Below are 14,587 nucleotides of genomic sequence, written 5' to 3' on the forward strand. Positions count from 1 at the left end.
GCAAGCGACTGTCCTGTTAGGACTCCAGTGCGGACGGACCGCACATTTCGGGCTATGACCGGATTTCCAGGACCGAGGGGAACCGGTGCGGACCCCACACGTCCAAGGAGCGGGCGAGGCGTCGCGTACCCTCAGCGCGTCGCGGCCCGACGACGAAGGCGACCCGGATGATCATCTATGGCTGGAAGACGTACGTCCAGGTGCTGGCTGTGCTCCACCTGGTGTGCAGCCAGTGCGGCAACAACGCAGAACACGTGCTGCGCAAGCTGACCACGAAGTTCACGCTGTTCTGGATCCCGCTCTTCCCCATCAACAAGAAGCACACGACGTTCTGCACCGCGTGCGAGAACGAGCAGAAGATCCCGGGAGCGCAGGCGCAGCAACTGGTCGCGTCGGGCGGTATGGGCATGCAGGCACCCGGGATGCCGGGACCGGGCATGCCACCGCCGGGCATGCCACCGCCGGGGATGCCCGCGATGGCCGGGCCGGGGATGCCGCCCGGAACTCCGCCGCCGGGGATGCCGGGACCGGGGACGCCGCCGCCGGGGATGCCTCATCCTGGGATGGGCTATGGGATGCCGGGGCCGGGGATGCCGCCGCAGGGTCCGCCGCCTCCGGGTTACGGACCGCAGGGACCTCGGCCCGGCATGGGCATGCCGCACGGGCAGCCGCCGTACCCGCCGCAGGGCTACCCGCCTCCGCCGCCGGGGCACTACGGCCCGCGCTGACCCACGCCTGCGAGCCGTCGTCCCGCACCGGGTTCGCCTACCTGGGTTCCTCGCGGCCCGTTGCTTCTCCTGTGTTCGACCGCAGGTCTTCGTCTGGGGTCACCGACGTTGGCAGGGGTGTGGACCAGGTGCGATCGTCGATGGCACCCTGGTTCCGACGCGAGATCACCGGGTCGCGGAGCGGTCGAAGAACTACCGCTACTCGACCAACCTGCAGGTTGCCATCGACGCAGACACCCGACTCGTGATCTCCACCGGCGACCCCCAGCCGGGCAACCGCAACGACTGCGCCGTCTACCGGGATTCGGCATCGCCGAGCGCCTCGCCGGACGGCCGGTGATGGCCGACGGCCGACACCAGGGCAACCCCCGGCGTGATCATGCCCTACCGCAAACCCGCGACGGCAGCGAACTGCCCGACCGGAAAGACGACCTCAACGCTGTTCACCGCAAGGTTTGGGCTCGTGTCGAGCACGCCCTGGCCGTATTGAAGAACTGGAAGGTGCCTTCACAACCTCACCATCACCGGTTGAACACAGCGTGATCTTGCTCGCGAACATCCTGCGACGCCACGACGAACAAGCCTAATGTCCGCTTCTGTATCCCGTTTGCGGTCGGTCGACGGGCGTCGACCCCATCAGGCCGCACGGACGGAGCGCTGCGGACAGTAAGGTCGTCAACGTGGTGAGCGCACCGGTGGATAGGCACGTAATCGTCGTCGGAGCCGGCATCGTCGGCGCGTCGGTGGCTTATCACGCCTCCCGGGCGGGCGCCACTGTGACGTTGGTCGACGCCGGGCGGCCAGGCGCCGGCGTGACGGCGGACTCGTTCGCTTGGGTCGCAGCGTCTGGCATGCGTACCGGTCCGGCGGCCGGGCTGCGGGCCACCGCGACGAAGGAGTACCTCCGCGTTGAGGCCGAGTTGCCGGGACTCCCGGTGATCTGGTCCGGCTCTCTGAGCTGGCGCGCGGAGGGCGGCGTACCGGAGGCCGGGCCCGGGCAGGAGATCGTGGACACGGCCGCCGTGATGACGCTCGAGCCCAACCTTCGGCAGCCCCCCGAGTGGGCCATATGGGCACCCGGCGACGGCGCCGTCAACCCGGTGGGCGTGACCGAGCGGCTGGTCGCCGGCGCCCGCGCCCACGGCGCCCGGGTACATCTGGACACCGCGGTCACCGCGGTCCGCCGGGACGCAGCGGGCCAGGTTGCCGGGATCGAGACGGCCGTAGGACCCATATCTGGTACGACTGTGGTGTTGGCGGCCGGTGTTGCCACGGCCGCGCTGGGCGCGTCTCTCGGCGTGCGTGTCCCGGTCGAGCCGTCGTCGTGCCCGCTCTTCCGGCTTCACGCCCCGGCCGGTCTGGTCCGCACCGTGGTCAACACCCAGGACTTCGATCTCCGGCAGGTCGCTGCGGGCCAACTGATCGCCGCCGCAGACTCGCCCGAACGGACCCTCGCCGCCGTCCGGTCCACCTTCTGCGGCGCCGAGAGCGTCGAGTTGCTCAACACACGACGCGGAGCACGTCCCATGCCGGCCGACGGTGAGCCGATCGTCGGTCCGGTCGCCGAGGTACCCGGTCTCTACCTGGCGGTGATGCACGCGGCGGTCACGCTTGCCCCGGCCGTGGGCCGCCTCATCGCGCGGGAGTTGGTCGACGGCATCGCCGAGTCGGCGTTGTCGGGGTGCCGCCCCGATCGATTCTAGTCCCGCGCCAGCTGCACAGCACGATCATTTCGTAGTTCAGAGAAGCTGCCGGATCAGCCAGGTCACGGCCTGCACATGGTGGGCGACAACTGGCTCGTGGCGTCGGGAGATCTCGTTGGCCGCGTGCTGATACAGGTCGACCAGGTAGTCGTAGTGTGGGTGGTGTTCGGAACCGTCACGACGGCGGAAGGTGCGTAGCGGAGCGACAGCGCGTGTCGGTCGATCACGACAGGGACGCGATCCGCAACTCGGTTGCCGGCGTGTCCGATCAGGTGGGCGAAGGCCCGGACCTCCCAGCGCGGTGCGGGCGTGCAGGACGGTGGCGGCGATGAGCAGGTTGGCGACCCACGCCTGCTGTGGTGAGTGGACCGCGATCATGCCTGCGCCCAAGTGCGCGTCACCGCCAGCGATGGCGACCGCCACGCGGTGAGCATTGATATACCAGCGCAGGCCGCGGCGGACTTCGGCAGCTCCCAGTGCTGGACGATGTTGCGGTAGTGCACGGGATAGGACCGGAACCACGGATGGTCCGCAATGGACATCCTGTCTCCCAGCAGCGGGTCAGCTGCCGGTTGGGGGCATCGAGTCAGGGCCGATTTTGGTGCTCGATCCGTGTGAACAGGTCACGGTCGTGGGGACCAGCTCGATGGTGGTGCACGGACCCAGTTGGCGGGTGAGGACGTGCAGCGCGGTTCGGATGAACGCTTCGGGATCGTCGTGCTCGGTGCCGATGCGCACCCCGTACACCGAGGAGGCAAGCCCGCCACCGGTCCGTTCCTGCAGCGCCAGTCGCAACCGCCGCCCCACACTCTCCGGGCGTTCGTCGGGATCGATCCCGAGCTCGGTGAACCAGCCGGTGATCACGGTGACGACGTCACCGGCGGGCCTGCTGGAGACGCTCTGCCTCGGCCCGGTCATCCCGTTTGCGCTGTGCCAGCACCGCGAAGTTGGTCGGCTTCTCCACTGCGGTGAGGATCAACTCTTTGGTGGTGTCCAGATCACCGTAGTCCTCGAACTCGGCGATCACCGCCGCCTGCTCCATGGTGAGGTCGTACTTGTCAGCGGCCGTCGCGGCCAGCTCACTGTCCCCGACCCGAAGCGAGTCCTCGACCACCCGCTTGGACCGGCTTCGGCGCCGCGCGATCGCCATCACGGACAACCCCAGCAACCGCAACTGGTGGTGTGCCCGATACACATCGCCACGGGTCATCGGCATCCGATGGTCGTTCTCGCCGAGTTGGTGTTCGCAGCTGTCCCTCGGTCACCACCAGGTTCCCCGACCCGACCCGATGAGCCAGGATCGGTGCACGCACACCCTCGCTTCCTGATATCGCGCACACCCTCCTTATCCGGGACCGCGTTCTCCTGCCGCACGTTCGGCCCGGTGACCAACGATCCCGGTGATACCCACCGGGTCGAGGTTGCGGAAAGGGCGAGTGACGTGAACCGAACGCCCAGAGCTGTCCGACGTGGACTATGGGCCTCGCGGTTCGAACGGCATCCGCACGAAACCCATCTCCTCCGCTGGGGTCGGTGCCAGCGAGCTTGGCTATCGCGACGAGGCCACTCTCATAGGCTTCGTGCGTGTCCTCCCAGCCTGTGGGCGCGGTGTTCACGCGGTGGCCTTTACGTGGTCATCGCCAGTTCGTCAAGCGGTCGCGCGAAGGCGCCGCGGATGTGGCGGCGGCGTCCACAGCGGAGTGACCGCATGTGTGTGCCACGTGGACAACCCCGGCCCAGCCGTCATCGCGTTCCGCTGCGCGACTCGACCTCGCGACCGATACCTCGAACGAGGAGCATTTCTCTGCCGGAGGTGTCATCGCCCCGGTGGGTACTCGACTCGACTATCTTGTCAAAGGTAGTACCTTTGCGGCAAGGTGTGCCCACACGCCCGAGAGCCGGGCCGGCGACGAAAACAACGGAGTTGTCGTGGAAGCGATCGAACCGCAGTTCGGCACCCTCACGCTGTTACTGATGGCGGCCGGCGCCGTAGCCGTGTTGTTGTTCCTGATCATGAAGGTGAAGCTGCACGCCTTCATCGCGCTGGTTCTGGTGAGCGTGCTGACGGCGATCGTCGTCGGGTTCGCGCCCGCCGACATCCCCGGCGTGTTGATGTTCGGGTTCGCCGACACGATCGGCTCGGTGGCGCTGCTGGTGGCGTTCGGCGTCATGCTCGGCCGGTTGCTGGAGGTGACCGGCGGCGCGCAGACACTCGCGGACACGCTCATCGGCCGGTTCGGCGAGAAACGCGCCCCGCTGGCGTTGGGTGTCGCGTCCCTGCTGTTCGGGTTCCCGATCTTCTTCGACGCCGGGCTCGTCATCTTCGTCCCGATCATCCTCACCGTGGCGCGGCGCTTCGGCGGGTCCGTGCTCTTCTACGCGCTGCCTGCGGCGGGGGCGTTCGCCGCGATGCACGCGATCGTCCCGCCGCACCCCGGGCCTGTCGCCGCGGCGAACCTGATCGGCGCCAACGTCGGACTCACGCTGCTCGTCGGCATTCCGATCGCGGTCGTGGCGTGGTATGTCGGCGTCATGCTGGTCAGCCGATTCCTCGGCGCCAGGGTCACCGTGTCGGTTCCGGACGTGATCTTCGGTGAGGTGGAGGACGGCCAGGACAGTGACGGCCAAAGTGGAAGCGACGGTGCGGACGCGCTCGCCCGGCGGACGCCGTCCTTTGGCACCGTCCTCACCTTGCTGCTCATCCCGCTGGTGCTGATCTCGTTCAACACCGTGCTCACGACGCTGGTGGACAGCGGCGTGCTCGCCGAGGGGCAGGCCTGGGTCGGGTTCCTGAGCTTGGTCGGCGTAACCCCCGTCGCCCTGATGATCACTGTCATCGCCGCGATCCTGGTCCTCGGCCGCCGCAACGCCTCAATGGCGACCGTCAGCAAGATCCTCGACCAGGCACTCGGCCCGGTGTGCGCGATCATCCTGATCACCGGCGCCGGCGGGATGTTCGGCGGTGTGCTCGAGCTCAGCGGCATCGGCGACGCACTGAGCGGGAGCCTGTCCGATCTCGGCATCTCCCTGATCCTGCAGGCGTTCATCATCGCGACCCTGCTCCGCGTCGCACAGGGCTCTGCCACCGTCGCGCTCACCACGACCGGCGGGCTGATCGCGGCAACGGTAGCCGACGCCGGCCTGAGCGACTTCAAGCTGACTCTGCTCGTGGTCGCCATCGCGGCGGGCGCCACCGTGCTCTCGCACGTCAACGACTCCGGCTTCTGGCTGGTGAGCCGACTGTTCGGAATGGACGAGAAGACCACGCTGAAGACCTGGACGGTCATGGAGACGACGCTCGGCCTGTCCGCGTTCGTCATCGCCTCCGGCCTGTGGCTGGTCACCTGATCCCGGTATGGGTCAGGTGTCCGAGTCACCCCGCCCGGACACCTGACCCATCTCGTTGGTCACCTCGACACAGATCGCCGTCATCGCGGCCCTGGCGACCTCCGACTCGCCGCCGGCGACCGCCTCGGCCACCACGAGGTGCAACCGGCGGGCCTCTGCCTTGGGCCGGGCCGGCATCAGATGGTGGCGCGTACGCCCGCGCAAGACCTCCTCCACGACATCGGCGAGACCGGCGAACATGGCGTTGCCCGACGCATCCAGCAGCAGCCTGTGGTAGGCGATGTCGTGCTCAAGGAACGTCGTGAGGTCACCCGCCGCACCGGCCGCCTCCATCTCCGCGCCGAGCTCGACGATCCGGTCCCGCTGCCGATCGACAGCGTGCCGCGCGGCGAGCGCGGCGGCCGGGGGCTCGATCGCACTACGCAGCTGCGAGAGCTGGTGCAGCTGCGTACCGCGCTCCGGCCCGGCCAACCGCCACCTGATCACCGCGCGGTCGTAGTTGTCCCACTGGTCCTTCGACAGCACCGTGACCCCGGTGCGCCGGCGGCTCGCGACCAACCGCATGGAGGCGAGCACCTGGACCACCTCCCTGGCTACGGTGCGCGACACGTTGAACTCCTGCTGCACCCACTCCAGGTTCACCGTCGATCCCGGTGTGAGGGAGCCGGAGATGATGAGCGGCCCGAGCTTGGCGAGGACCTCCTCGTGCAGCGTCGCCATGTTCCTCAGCCTACCGACGGACGGAGCACCCCGTGACCACCAGTTTCCATGTCGTCGTGATGGGCGTCGCCGGTTCGGGCAAGAGCACTGTCGCCCACCACCTCGCCGAGGAGTTCGGGCTGCGGATCGCCGAGGCCGACGAGTTCCACCCCCCGGCGAACATCGCGAAGATGTCCAGCGGCGAGCCGCTGACCGACGACGACCGCTGGCCCTGGCTCGAGGAACTCGCGCGGTGGATGGCCGACCGGCTGGCCGAGGCGACGTCCACGGTCCTCGCCTGCTCGGCCCTCAGACGGTCCTACCGCGACGTGCTCCGCCGCCCGGTGCCGGACACCTTCTTCCTTCACCTGCACGGCGGCAAGGACCTCCTGTACCGGCGGATGCGACGGCGCGACCACTTCATGCCGCCCGCGTTGCTCCGCTCGCAGTTCGAGACCCTGGAGCCGCTCGACCCGGACGAGCACGGCGCCGCGCTCGACGTCGCGCCGGCCGCCGACGAACTGCTCCGGCAGGCGGTGCGCCTCGTCCGGCCACTCGTCCCCGCCCGACGGGACACACCGCGGAGCTGAACAGCCCGGAGCTTCCAGTAGGGATCATTCCGTAGTAGTCGTAGAGCCCGGCGACGACGTCACGTCGGATCACCAGGTCGGGGTCGTAGCCCGGACCTCCGGCCACGTGCTCGCGATCCTTGTCGATGTGCACCGCGTCGTCGACGCTCGACACCGCGTCCACCGGGATGAGCACTTTCTGCTTGCCCATGCCGAGAAACCCGCCGGAGCCGATCTGCAGCAGACGGACCCGGTGCTCCTCTTCATCGATGACCAGTTGGATGTGTTTGACGCCGAGCTTGAGCGAATTTTCATTGCTGGGTGGCAGTTCGCTGGGCACAGCTGCGAGGCACGTGCTGCTGGCGATTTACTACACCGTCGACGTTGGACGCGAGCGGGTGATCGTTGTGAGGGGGCGCGATGAAGTGCTCTACGCCACCACGACGTCTGCGCACTTCGGGGATCGCGGATCGTCTCGGCGCCACGTGGGAACACGCACTCGTTCGTCTGCCCCTACCACCGATGGGTGTACGGCTCGACGGGTGGCTACGCGCTGCACGGCAGATGGGTCCGTGCTTCCCCACTGAGCAATACCGGCTCACCCCGGTCGCGGTTCGCGAAGTCGCTGGCCTGGTATTCATCTGCCTGGCCGCCGACCCGCCGCCGTGCGAGCCCTTCGCCCAAGCCCTCGTCCCGCAACTGCGCCCGCACGGACTGGCCAACGCACGAATCGCCGCACGTGACCGGTACCGGGTGGCAGCCAACTGGAAACGGTGGTGGAGAACAGTCGCGAGTGCTATCACTGCGAAAACCATCCCGAGTTTCTGCGGTCGAACTTCGAGCTCGGAATGTACGGGTACCGGATCGCGCGGGTCCCGCTGCGCGAGGGCTACGTCACCGAGACCCTTGACGGATGCACGGTAGGCCCGATGATGGGCACCCTGACCGGCACTGACACCGGCTCCCTGCGCGTGATCGCGCTACCCACCCTCTTGTTGGCCCACGCTAACTGCGACTACGCCATGACCACCGCGATCACTCCCGGTCGACGTGGGCACACCGATGTCGAGGTGACCTTCCTGGATCGGCCTGGACCGCTCTCTCCGCTGGTGGAGGGACCATTGATGGCGTTTCACGAGTGGTACATGGCCCAGCTGGGGACCAGGGCCAGCGTCCGGAGCGACGAATGACGATTCGTCGCAGCAGGTGCTTCATTACGTGCCAGATGTCGCGGGAACGCCACGTATGCGCAGAGCCTCACGGGGTACGGAGATGACGTGAACCGACTTGGTCAACTACTGCGAGTGACTATCCCCCCAGCGCTAGAACCACCACGTGCAGCGGTAGGCAACGGCTCGAGCCTCGGCGAGGCCACGGCGGGCGTGCTTATCTCCGTGCAGGCGTGGCCGCGCGGGTTCAGGGAAGAGTTGGTCAGCATTGTCGAGATGGATCGTCGAACCGTGGCCCTTGTACTCACCGAGGTGGACGCGCAAGCAGCCGACGCCGCCCGCGCGGCGCGAATCAGGACGCTGGCGGACGGGCTCCACAACGTGTTCGAGTCCGAGCACCGAGCGCTCAGGCGTCTGCTCCTGTGGGTTGCCGCGCGCCTGGCAGCTGGTCGGCCCTCCCCGGTCGACGGCTGCCGACTCAGCCATCGCTGCTTGCGCACGTCAGAGGCAGCGTGGCCGCTCCGGCACACGTCGGGATCGGTCCGGTGAAGGATGGCGGACGGGGTCGGGCGGACTCACGTGACGACACAGGCGAACGTGGCTCCTCGGCTCATCCGTCGGCGGTCCTGCTCGCGGTCGCTGGATCGGCGGTCGTGGCCACCGCTTTCGGCATGGCTCGCTACGGCTACGGCCTGCTGCTGCCCGATATCCAGGACGATCTCGTTCTCACCCCGACCACGCTCGGGGCGATTGGAACGCTTGCGTACGCTGCCTATGTCCTCACGACGACCCTGGTCAGCCGGTGTGTCGTCCGTATCGGTCAACGGGGGACGGTGGTGGTCGGCGGACTGCTCGCAGCAGCAGGGACGGTCATCATCGCCATGGCTCATGATCCCGTCCTCCTGGCTGTGGGCGTAGGGACCGCGGGCGCGAGCGCGGGCCTCGTACAACCTCCGTTCGCCGACGCCGTTGACCGGCTGCCCGCGACGATCCGCGCCCGCACGCTGGCGACGATCAGCTGTGGCACCGGATGGGGCGTGGCAGTCGCCGCCCCGATCGCCATCGCGGCAGGCGACGAGTGGCGAAGCGCCTACCTCGGCTTCGCCGCCTGCGTCGCCATGAGCACGCTGTTCGCTGCATACGTCCTGTCGCCCCACCGTGCCGGCGATCGAACAGCGCACCCCTCGGCGCCGGACGCTCCGCCGGGCGGACGCCGTGTGTCACGACCTGGCAACGCTGCCACGCCCATGCTTGTTGGCGCCCTGCTCGTCGGGCTCGGCAGCGCCCCGTTCTGGACCTTCGCCGTCGACACCGTGCGCGACGCCGGCCTCGACCAGACAGCAGGACGCATGCTGCTCGGCGTGACCGGTGTCGCCAGTGTCCTGGCGATGGGCACCGCCGACGTGATCCGGCGGCTGGGGGCCACCCGGACGTTCGTACTCTGCGCGCTCCTGGAGGCAACGGGCAAAGCGACGATCGGACTGGCGCCGAGCCAGGTCGGAGTCGTACTGATCGCCGCGGCTGCGTTCGGCGCCGCCTACAGCATGCTCGTGAACGTCTCAGTCCTCTGGGGCACGCGGCTCTACCCCGAGCAACCCTCGGTCGGGTCGGCCAAGGCGGTCGGCGCCCAAGCCATAGGTCTCCTCTGCGGCCCGGTGCTCGGCGGTGTCATCGCCGACGCAATCGGCCTCACCGCCACCCTCCTGAGCGGTGCTGCCGTCGTCCTCGTGGCCGCGTTCTTCGCGCCCCGCGGAGACGTCATCCAGAACGCCGCCCGATGACACCGCCCCCGGTTCTTCCTTCACGGGGCGCTGCTCGCACCCGTCGACTCGGGGACGCTCAAGCACCATCTGTACCTGGTGTCAGGACATGACCGGGGACTGACCGAGTACGGTGGTCCTGACCTCGTCGAGCGCGTCGCTCCAGAGGCGGTAGTACGCCATTTCTTCCCGGTTGCGCAGCCGCGGCTCAACCGTCGAACACGTTTCGCGGAACTCCGCTTCGGACACGGTCGACCTCATCCGTGACATGAGCACCTCGGACATGCCGGAGCCCACACCGAACTGGGCTTCGCGCCGCCACAGCAAAGCATCTGGAAGCCAGCCGGAGAACGCCGAACGCACAGATACTTCTCGCATCCACCGAAATCCGGTCGGCGACGATGCGCTGGAGTTCCGCGTGGAGATCACCGTCACCGGTGAAGCGGTGGAGGTACTCATACCCGGCGAACACCACGACCTTCGTGTCCCGCTGGCCAGTTCGGCTAGTGCTCTGTCCATGAACGTTGGCCGGGTTTGATGACACGCCGGTCGGCGTTCGTGGTTGGTGGTCGTTGTGGCGTCAGGCTGTCCGGATGGCAGATCCAGTCCGAGTGCGGAGACTGACCGACCACGAGGGTCAGCGGCTGCAGCAGATCGTCCGAAGAGGCACCGGCTCAGCAGTACGGCTGCGTCGGGCGATGGTGGTGCTTGCCTCGGCTGGTGGGAACACGTGCCGGCGATCGCGCGGCTGGTTCAGGGTGACGAGGACGCGGTCCGGGGTGTGATCCACCGGTTCAACGACACGGGCTTGGCCAGCCTGGACCCTCAGTGGGCGGGTGGCCGTCCCCGCCTGATCAGCCCTGAGGACGAAGCGTTCATCGTCGCGACGGCCACCACCCGACCCGAGAAGCTCGATCAGCCCTTCACCCGCTGGAGCCTGCGCAAACTCGCCACCTACCTCGCCAAGAACCCTTCCCGGGTGGTGCGGGTCGGGCGCGAACGACTTCGCCAGTTCCTGCACAAACACGAGGTCACGTTCCAGCGCACCAAGACCTGGAAGGAATCCAGCGACCCGGACCGGGAAGCCAAACTCGCTCGGATCGAGCACGTGACCACCAGGTTCCCGGACCGAGTGTTCGCCTTCGACGAGTTCGGGCCACTCACGATCCGACCTCATCTCGGAGCTGGGTGGGTTCGGAAGGGCCACCCGGACCGGTTACCGGCGAACTATCACAAGCTGCATGGAGTCCGGCAGTTCCACGGCTGCTACTCCGTCGGCGACGACACCCTCTGGGGCGTGGTCCGCAGAAAGAAGTCAGCTGCGAACACCCTGACCGCGCTGAAATCGATCCGTGCTGCGCGTCCGGACGGGGCACCGATCTACATCATCCTGGACAACCTCTCCGCCCACCGCGGCCAAACGATCCGCACCTGGGCAGCCCGCAACAAGGTCGAACTGTGTTTCACCCCGACCTACTCATCCTGGGCCAACCCGATCGAAGCGCACTTCGGACCGCTACGCACCTTCGTGATCGCCGGATCGAACTACCCCAACCACACCGTGGCGACCCGCGCACTGCACGAGCACCTGCGCTGGCGCAACGCCAACGCCCGACATCCAGACGTGCTCGCCGCACAACGACGCGAACGCGCCCGCATCCGCAGCGAAAAAGGCATCCGCTGGGGCAGACAGCTCCTCACCCAAGCCGCCTGACCAACCCGGCCAACCTAACTGGACACCGCACTAGCAGGTAGTTGGCGACCGAACTGTGGATGAGCGCGGGGTCGTGGTGCTCGACCGCCCGGATGACCTCGGGGACGACGGCCACGGCGGGTAGATTACGTTGGGAGAACGTTCTCCCATGCGAAGTAGGCGGCAGCGCGTTTGAGGATCTCGTTCTTCATCTCTGGCTGCCGGTTCTTCTTCCGCAGCTCGGCGAGTTCCTTCTTCTCCGCGCTCGTCAACCGACCGCCGTCGTTGTCGTCGGTGTTGGCCTGGGCCGTCCAGTTCCGCAGGCAGGACTCGCTGATCCCATCGTTTCGCCAGGGCATCGGCATGACCCCGGCAATCGCTGGCGGACACATCATTCGTCGCGGCACAGCCGTCGGATGGCTTCGGCGTGGTCGGGGTACTCCGCAGCCAGGTCGTCCGCCTTTCCGAACTCGACGCAGTCGTCCGTGTACGGCGGCACGACCACGCACCCCATCAACGTCCACGCGCCGAGCGTTTCCGCCGCCTGCCACGTGCCCGGTGGCACGACCACCTGCGGCCGTTGTCCTGCCGCCAGGTCCACACCGAGCACGGCGGTGCGCGCGGATCCGTCGGGGGACAGCAACAGCATCCGCGTCGGTGCGCCCGCGTGGTAGGTGAAGATCTCGGTGCGGTCGAGCCGGTGCACGGCGGAGAACTCCGGTGCGGCGAGCAGGTAGTAGATCGCGGACACGGTGCCGGACCGCCAGCTCTGGGTGAACTGACCGCCTTCGATGGGCAGCGGTTCGAGACCGAGCAGCGAACTGATCTCCTGGGGCGTGGACATACCGACGATCATGCTCCACCCTGAACGAATGGCACGACCGCGCCCGCACGACATGTCAGAGGAGCAGCTCGGTTTCCGGCCTCAGAAGGCGGTCCGCTGGCTGGCCCCGAAAGTCCTGATCACGACGGGTGCGCAGTCGCTCGTCGCCGAGATTTTCGGGTCGTACGCGGACAAACGCGAACTGCAGGGCGGCCTCCCGTCGCAGGTGCACGACCACTCCGGCGACGACGAGCTGTGGCTGGACTTCGTCGCCGACCTCGGGGACGGGTTCGACGCCACGTACTCGATCGCGTCGCTGCTGGCCGCGCCGTCACTGGACCTGGACGGGCCGAAACCACGCGGCAGCCTGCTCATCATGGGTGGCGACGAGGTGTACCCCGCCGCCTCGACCGGCGCGTACGAGGACCGCAGCAAGGGCGTCTACCGCGCCGCGCTGCCCGTCGAGGAGGAGGGCGGGCCGACGCTGTTCGCCTTGCCGGGCAACCACGACTGGTACGACGGGCTCACGTCGTTCCTCCGCGTCTTCGCGCAGCGGCGGCCCTTCGGCGGCTGGCGGACCGAACAGACCCGCAGCTACTTCGCGGTGCGGCTGCCGCAGCGCTGGTGGCTGTACGCCATCGACACCCAGTTCGACGACTACGTGGACGCGCCGCAGCTCGAGTACTTCCGCGACGCGGCGGAGCACCTCGAGGACGGCGACGCGGTCATCCTGTGCACCTCGACCCCGGCGTGGGTGGAGGCCGGGTGCGGCGGCCGGTCCAAGGGCTACGACACCATCGAGTTCTTCCAGCGTGAGGTGATCCGGCCGCATGGCGCGTCCGTCCGCGTGATGCTGACCGGCGACAAGCACCACTACGTCCGCTACGCCGAACAGGGCGGCGCCGGGCAGAAGATCACGTCCGGGCTGGGCGGCGCCTACCTCGCGTCCACCCGCCGCCTGCCGGAACGGCTCGACCTGCCGGGGGAGAAGTCGCGGGTGCGGGACCCGTTACCGCCCAGCAGCTACGAACTAGCCACCCGGTATCCGGGACCGTCCGCGAAACTCGTGGCCGGCATCCTGCGACTGCCGTGGCGCAACCCCGGTTTCTGGGTCCTCACCGGCATCGCGCAACTCGTCGCGACCGCCGCCGTCCTGTACGGGATCGCGGAGTCCGCCGTCCGGGACGGGGTGTTCGGCCTGCTCGCGTCGTGGTCGCCCGCGGTGCTCGCGGCGGTCGTGCTGGTGCTGGCGGGGGTGGCGTTCGCGCGGATCGACCTACCGACGGCGAGCAGGAGAAGCGTGGCCGCCGGAGTCGCGCACGCGCTGGCACACTTCGCGCTGAGCGTCGCGTGGGCGATGACGATCCGCGCGCTGTACCACGTGTTCCCGGCAGGCGCGATCGCCGACTGGCTGATCTTCCTCGTGGTCGCGATAGGCACCCCGGTCGTGATCGGCTTCGTCGACGCCGAGGTGGTGGCGCTGTACCTGCTCGTCGCGAGCCGGTTCGGCATCAACCTCAACGAGGTGATGGCAGGCCAGAGCATCGAGGACCACAAGGGTTTCCTGCGCATGCACATCGCGGCCGACGGCACGCTGACGATCTACCCGGTGAAACTGGAACGCGTGTGCCGCAAGTGGGTTCCCGACCCGGACGGCGCCCCGGCCGACCCGTGGCTGCGCCCGGCGCAGCCATTGGACGTGGACCTGATCGAAGAGCCGATCAAGGTGCCACACCACTAGTTCGGCGGGACGGTCACTGGACGTCGACGCGCCACCGCTCCCAGAAGCCGGTGAGGTCCACCGGTGACGCGGCCTGCGCGGCGGCACCGAACTCGCCGGGTGTGGCCACCGCGGTCGCGAAGGGCACCGCGGTCACGAACGTCGGGTACTCCATGCTGCCGTACGGGAACTGCCCGGTGACGACGTCGACCTCCGGGTACGGGTAGCGGCCGTACCAGCGGGAGTAGGTCTCCATCGCGCCGGACGCGGGTACCGCGAGTGTGGGGGTGAGCGCGACGCATCGCACAAGGCTGGGCGCGCGCGATGGCGATGGGAAGCACGAAGGGACGGGGGGATGCGCCGAGCGGGACAGCG

The 14,587-nt window shown here is 68.1% G+C and carries 17 protein-coding genes and 2 pseudogenes; 10 read left to right on the plus strand and 9 right to left on the minus strand.

What is annotated here, in order from left to right; genetic code table 11:
• Positions 1-167 precede the first annotated feature (167 nt).
• From FHR82_RS45285 to FHR82_RS25380, 3 genes and pseudogenes are all read left to right on the plus strand, one after another.
• Complete coding sequence (locus FHR82_RS45285) at positions 168-728, plus strand: zinc-ribbon domain-containing protein (protein WP_221464231.1); 561 nt, start codon at positions 168-170, stop codon at positions 726-728.
• A gap of 130 nt (positions 729-858) precedes the next feature.
• Positions 859-1,232 (plus strand): annotated as a pseudogene (locus FHR82_RS25375) (transposase family protein); the annotation flags it as partial.
• Positions 1,233-1,423: 191 nt separating this feature from the next.
• Entirely contained in the window at positions 1,424-2,431 is a 1,008-nt protein-coding gene (locus FHR82_RS25380; RefSeq protein WP_184812991.1) for an NAD(P)/FAD-dependent oxidoreductase, read from the plus strand.
• 36 nt (positions 2,432-2,467) lie between these two features.
• Here the strand turns inward: FHR82_RS25380 and FHR82_RS25385 are convergent, their stop codons facing one another.
• The 3 genes from FHR82_RS25385 to FHR82_RS25395 are packed head-to-tail and all read right to left on the minus strand — an operon-like array spanning position 2,468 to position 3,581.
• Positions 2,468-2,953, minus strand: coding sequence for a DUF7178 family protein (locus tag FHR82_RS25385; protein ID WP_446471804.1), 486 nt, complete (start codon positions 2,951-2,953; stop codon positions 2,468-2,470).
• Positions 2,954-2,992: 39 nt separating this feature from the next.
• A complete protein-coding gene (locus FHR82_RS25390; RefSeq protein WP_184812993.1) occupies positions 2,993-3,349 on the minus strand; it encodes a hypothetical protein in 357 nt (118 codons plus the stop codon).
• A complete protein-coding gene (locus FHR82_RS25395; RefSeq protein ID WP_184812994.1) occupies positions 3,306-3,581 on the minus strand; it encodes a hypothetical protein in 276 nt (91 codons plus the stop codon). Before FHR82_RS25395 ends, FHR82_RS25390 begins: the two co-directional genes overlap by 44 nt.
• A 779-nt stretch (positions 3,582-4,360) precedes the next feature.
• On the opposite strand from FHR82_RS25395, the gene FHR82_RS25400 reads away from it, so the two are divergent.
• A complete protein-coding gene (locus FHR82_RS25400; RefSeq protein ID WP_184812995.1) occupies positions 4,361-5,779 on the plus strand; it encodes a GntP family permease in 1,419 nt (472 codons plus the stop codon).
• Positions 5,780-5,791: 12 nt separating this feature from the next.
• Here the strand turns inward: FHR82_RS25400 and FHR82_RS25405 are convergent, their stop codons facing one another.
• Positions 5,792-6,499: a FadR/GntR family transcriptional regulator gene (locus FHR82_RS25405; protein WP_184812996.1), complete on the minus strand. Its 708-nt coding sequence runs from the start codon at positions 6,497-6,499 to the stop codon at positions 5,792-5,794.
• Between the two features lie 32 nt (positions 6,500-6,531).
• Here FHR82_RS25405 and FHR82_RS25410 point away from each other — a divergent pair, with 32 nt between their 5' ends.
• Positions 6,532-7,068: a gluconokinase gene (locus tag FHR82_RS25410; protein WP_311771267.1), complete on the plus strand. Its 537-nt coding sequence runs from the start codon at positions 6,532-6,534 to the stop codon at positions 7,066-7,068.
• 118 nt (positions 7,069-7,186) lie between these two features.
• Here FHR82_RS25410 and FHR82_RS48060 read toward each other — a convergent pair.
• A pseudogene (locus FHR82_RS48060) lies at positions 7,187-7,387 on the minus strand (PRC-barrel domain-containing protein); the annotation flags it as partial.
• Between the two features lie 433 nt (positions 7,388-7,820).
• Here FHR82_RS48060 and FHR82_RS25420 point away from each other — a divergent pair.
• On the plus strand, positions 7,821-8,237 hold the full coding sequence (locus FHR82_RS25420; protein WP_184812997.1) for an SRPBCC family protein: 417 nt from the start codon (positions 7,821-7,823) through the stop codon (positions 8,235-8,237).
• Between the two features lie 632 nt (positions 8,238-8,869).
• Positions 8,870-9,997, plus strand: a complete 1,128-nt coding sequence (locus tag FHR82_RS25425) for an MFS transporter (protein ID WP_184812998.1) — start codon at positions 8,870-8,872, stop codon at positions 9,995-9,997.
• 81 nt (positions 9,998-10,078) lie between these two features.
• Here the strand turns inward: FHR82_RS25425 and FHR82_RS25430 are convergent, their stop codons facing one another.
• A complete protein-coding gene (locus tag FHR82_RS25430) occupies positions 10,079-10,237 on the minus strand; it encodes a hypothetical protein (protein WP_184812999.1) in 159 nt (52 codons plus the stop codon).
• Between the two features lie 7 nt (positions 10,238-10,244).
• Between FHR82_RS25430 and FHR82_RS25435 the strand changes: the two genes are divergently transcribed.
• Complete coding sequence (locus FHR82_RS25435; RefSeq protein WP_184813000.1) at positions 10,245-10,514, plus strand: hypothetical protein; 270 nt, start codon at positions 10,245-10,247, stop codon at positions 10,512-10,514.
• 192 nt (positions 10,515-10,706) lie between these two features.
• The gene (locus FHR82_RS25440) at positions 10,707-11,690 is read left to right on the plus strand and encodes an IS630 family transposase (protein WP_311771268.1); all 984 of its coding nucleotides are present in this window, start codon (positions 10,707-10,709) and stop codon (positions 11,688-11,690) included.
• Positions 11,691-11,815: 125 nt separating this feature from the next.
• Here FHR82_RS25440 and FHR82_RS25445 read toward each other — a convergent pair whose 3' ends face one another.
• Both FHR82_RS25445 and FHR82_RS25450 read right to left on the minus strand, forming a co-directional pair.
• Positions 11,816-12,028 carry a hypothetical protein gene (locus tag FHR82_RS25445; RefSeq protein ID WP_184813001.1) on the minus strand — a complete coding sequence of 71 codons (213 nt, stop codon included), beginning with the start codon at positions 12,026-12,028 and terminating at the stop codon, positions 11,816-11,818.
• 32 nt (positions 12,029-12,060) lie between these two features.
• Positions 12,061-12,513, minus strand: coding sequence for a cupin domain-containing protein (locus FHR82_RS25450; RefSeq protein WP_184813002.1), 453 nt, complete (start codon positions 12,511-12,513; stop codon positions 12,061-12,063).
• Between the two features lie 28 nt (positions 12,514-12,541).
• Between FHR82_RS25450 and FHR82_RS25455 the strand changes: the two genes are divergently transcribed.
• Complete coding sequence (locus FHR82_RS25455) at positions 12,542-14,233, plus strand: metallophosphoesterase (RefSeq protein WP_221464232.1); 1,692 nt, start codon at positions 12,542-12,544, stop codon at positions 14,231-14,233.
• A gap of 13 nt (positions 14,234-14,246) precedes the next feature.
• On the opposite strand, the gene FHR82_RS25460 is transcribed toward FHR82_RS25455, so the two are convergent.
• Positions 14,247-14,519, minus strand: a complete 273-nt coding sequence (locus FHR82_RS25460) for a hypothetical protein (RefSeq protein WP_221464233.1) — start codon at positions 14,517-14,519, stop codon at positions 14,247-14,249.
• Positions 14,520-14,587: the final 68 nt, after the last annotated feature.

This window comes from Actinophytocola algeriensis, assembly GCF_014203735.1.
GTDB lineage: Bacteria > Actinomycetota > Actinomycetes > Mycobacteriales > Pseudonocardiaceae > Actinophytocola > Actinophytocola algeriensis.

Excerpts from the sequence above, each read along its gene's own strand:
- FHR82_RS25450 (WP_184813002.1), bottom strand. The coding sequence starts at position 12,513 with ATGTCCACGCCCCAGGAGATCAGTTCGCTGCTCGGTCTCGAACCGCTG.
- FHR82_RS25430 (WP_184812999.1), bottom strand. The coding sequence starts at position 10,237 with ATGAGGTCGACCGTGTCCGAAGCGGAGTTCCGCGAAACGTGTTCGACG.
- FHR82_RS25455 (WP_221464232.1), top strand. The coding sequence starts at position 12,542 with ATGGCACGACCGCGCCCGCACGACATGTCAGAGGAGCAGCTCGGTTTC.
- FHR82_RS25395 (WP_184812994.1), bottom strand. The coding sequence starts at position 3,581 with ATGGCGATCGCGCGGCGCCGAAGCCGGTCCAAGCGGGTGGTCGAGGAC.
- FHR82_RS25405 (WP_184812996.1), bottom strand. The coding sequence starts at position 6,499 with ATGGCGACGCTGCACGAGGAGGTCCTCGCCAAGCTCGGGCCGCTCATC.
- FHR82_RS25390 (WP_184812993.1), bottom strand. The coding sequence starts at position 3,349 with ATGACCGGGCCGAGGCAGAGCGTCTCCAGCAGGCCCGCCGGTGACGTC.
- FHR82_RS45285 (WP_221464231.1), top strand. The coding sequence starts at position 168 with ATGATCATCTATGGCTGGAAGACGTACGTCCAGGTGCTGGCTGTGCTC.
- FHR82_RS25435 (WP_184813000.1), top strand. The coding sequence starts at position 10,245 with ATGAGCACCTCGGACATGCCGGAGCCCACACCGAACTGGGCTTCGCGC.
- FHR82_RS25445 (WP_184813001.1), bottom strand. The coding sequence starts at position 12,028 with ATGCCCTGGCGAAACGATGGGATCAGCGAGTCCTGCCTGCGGAACTGG.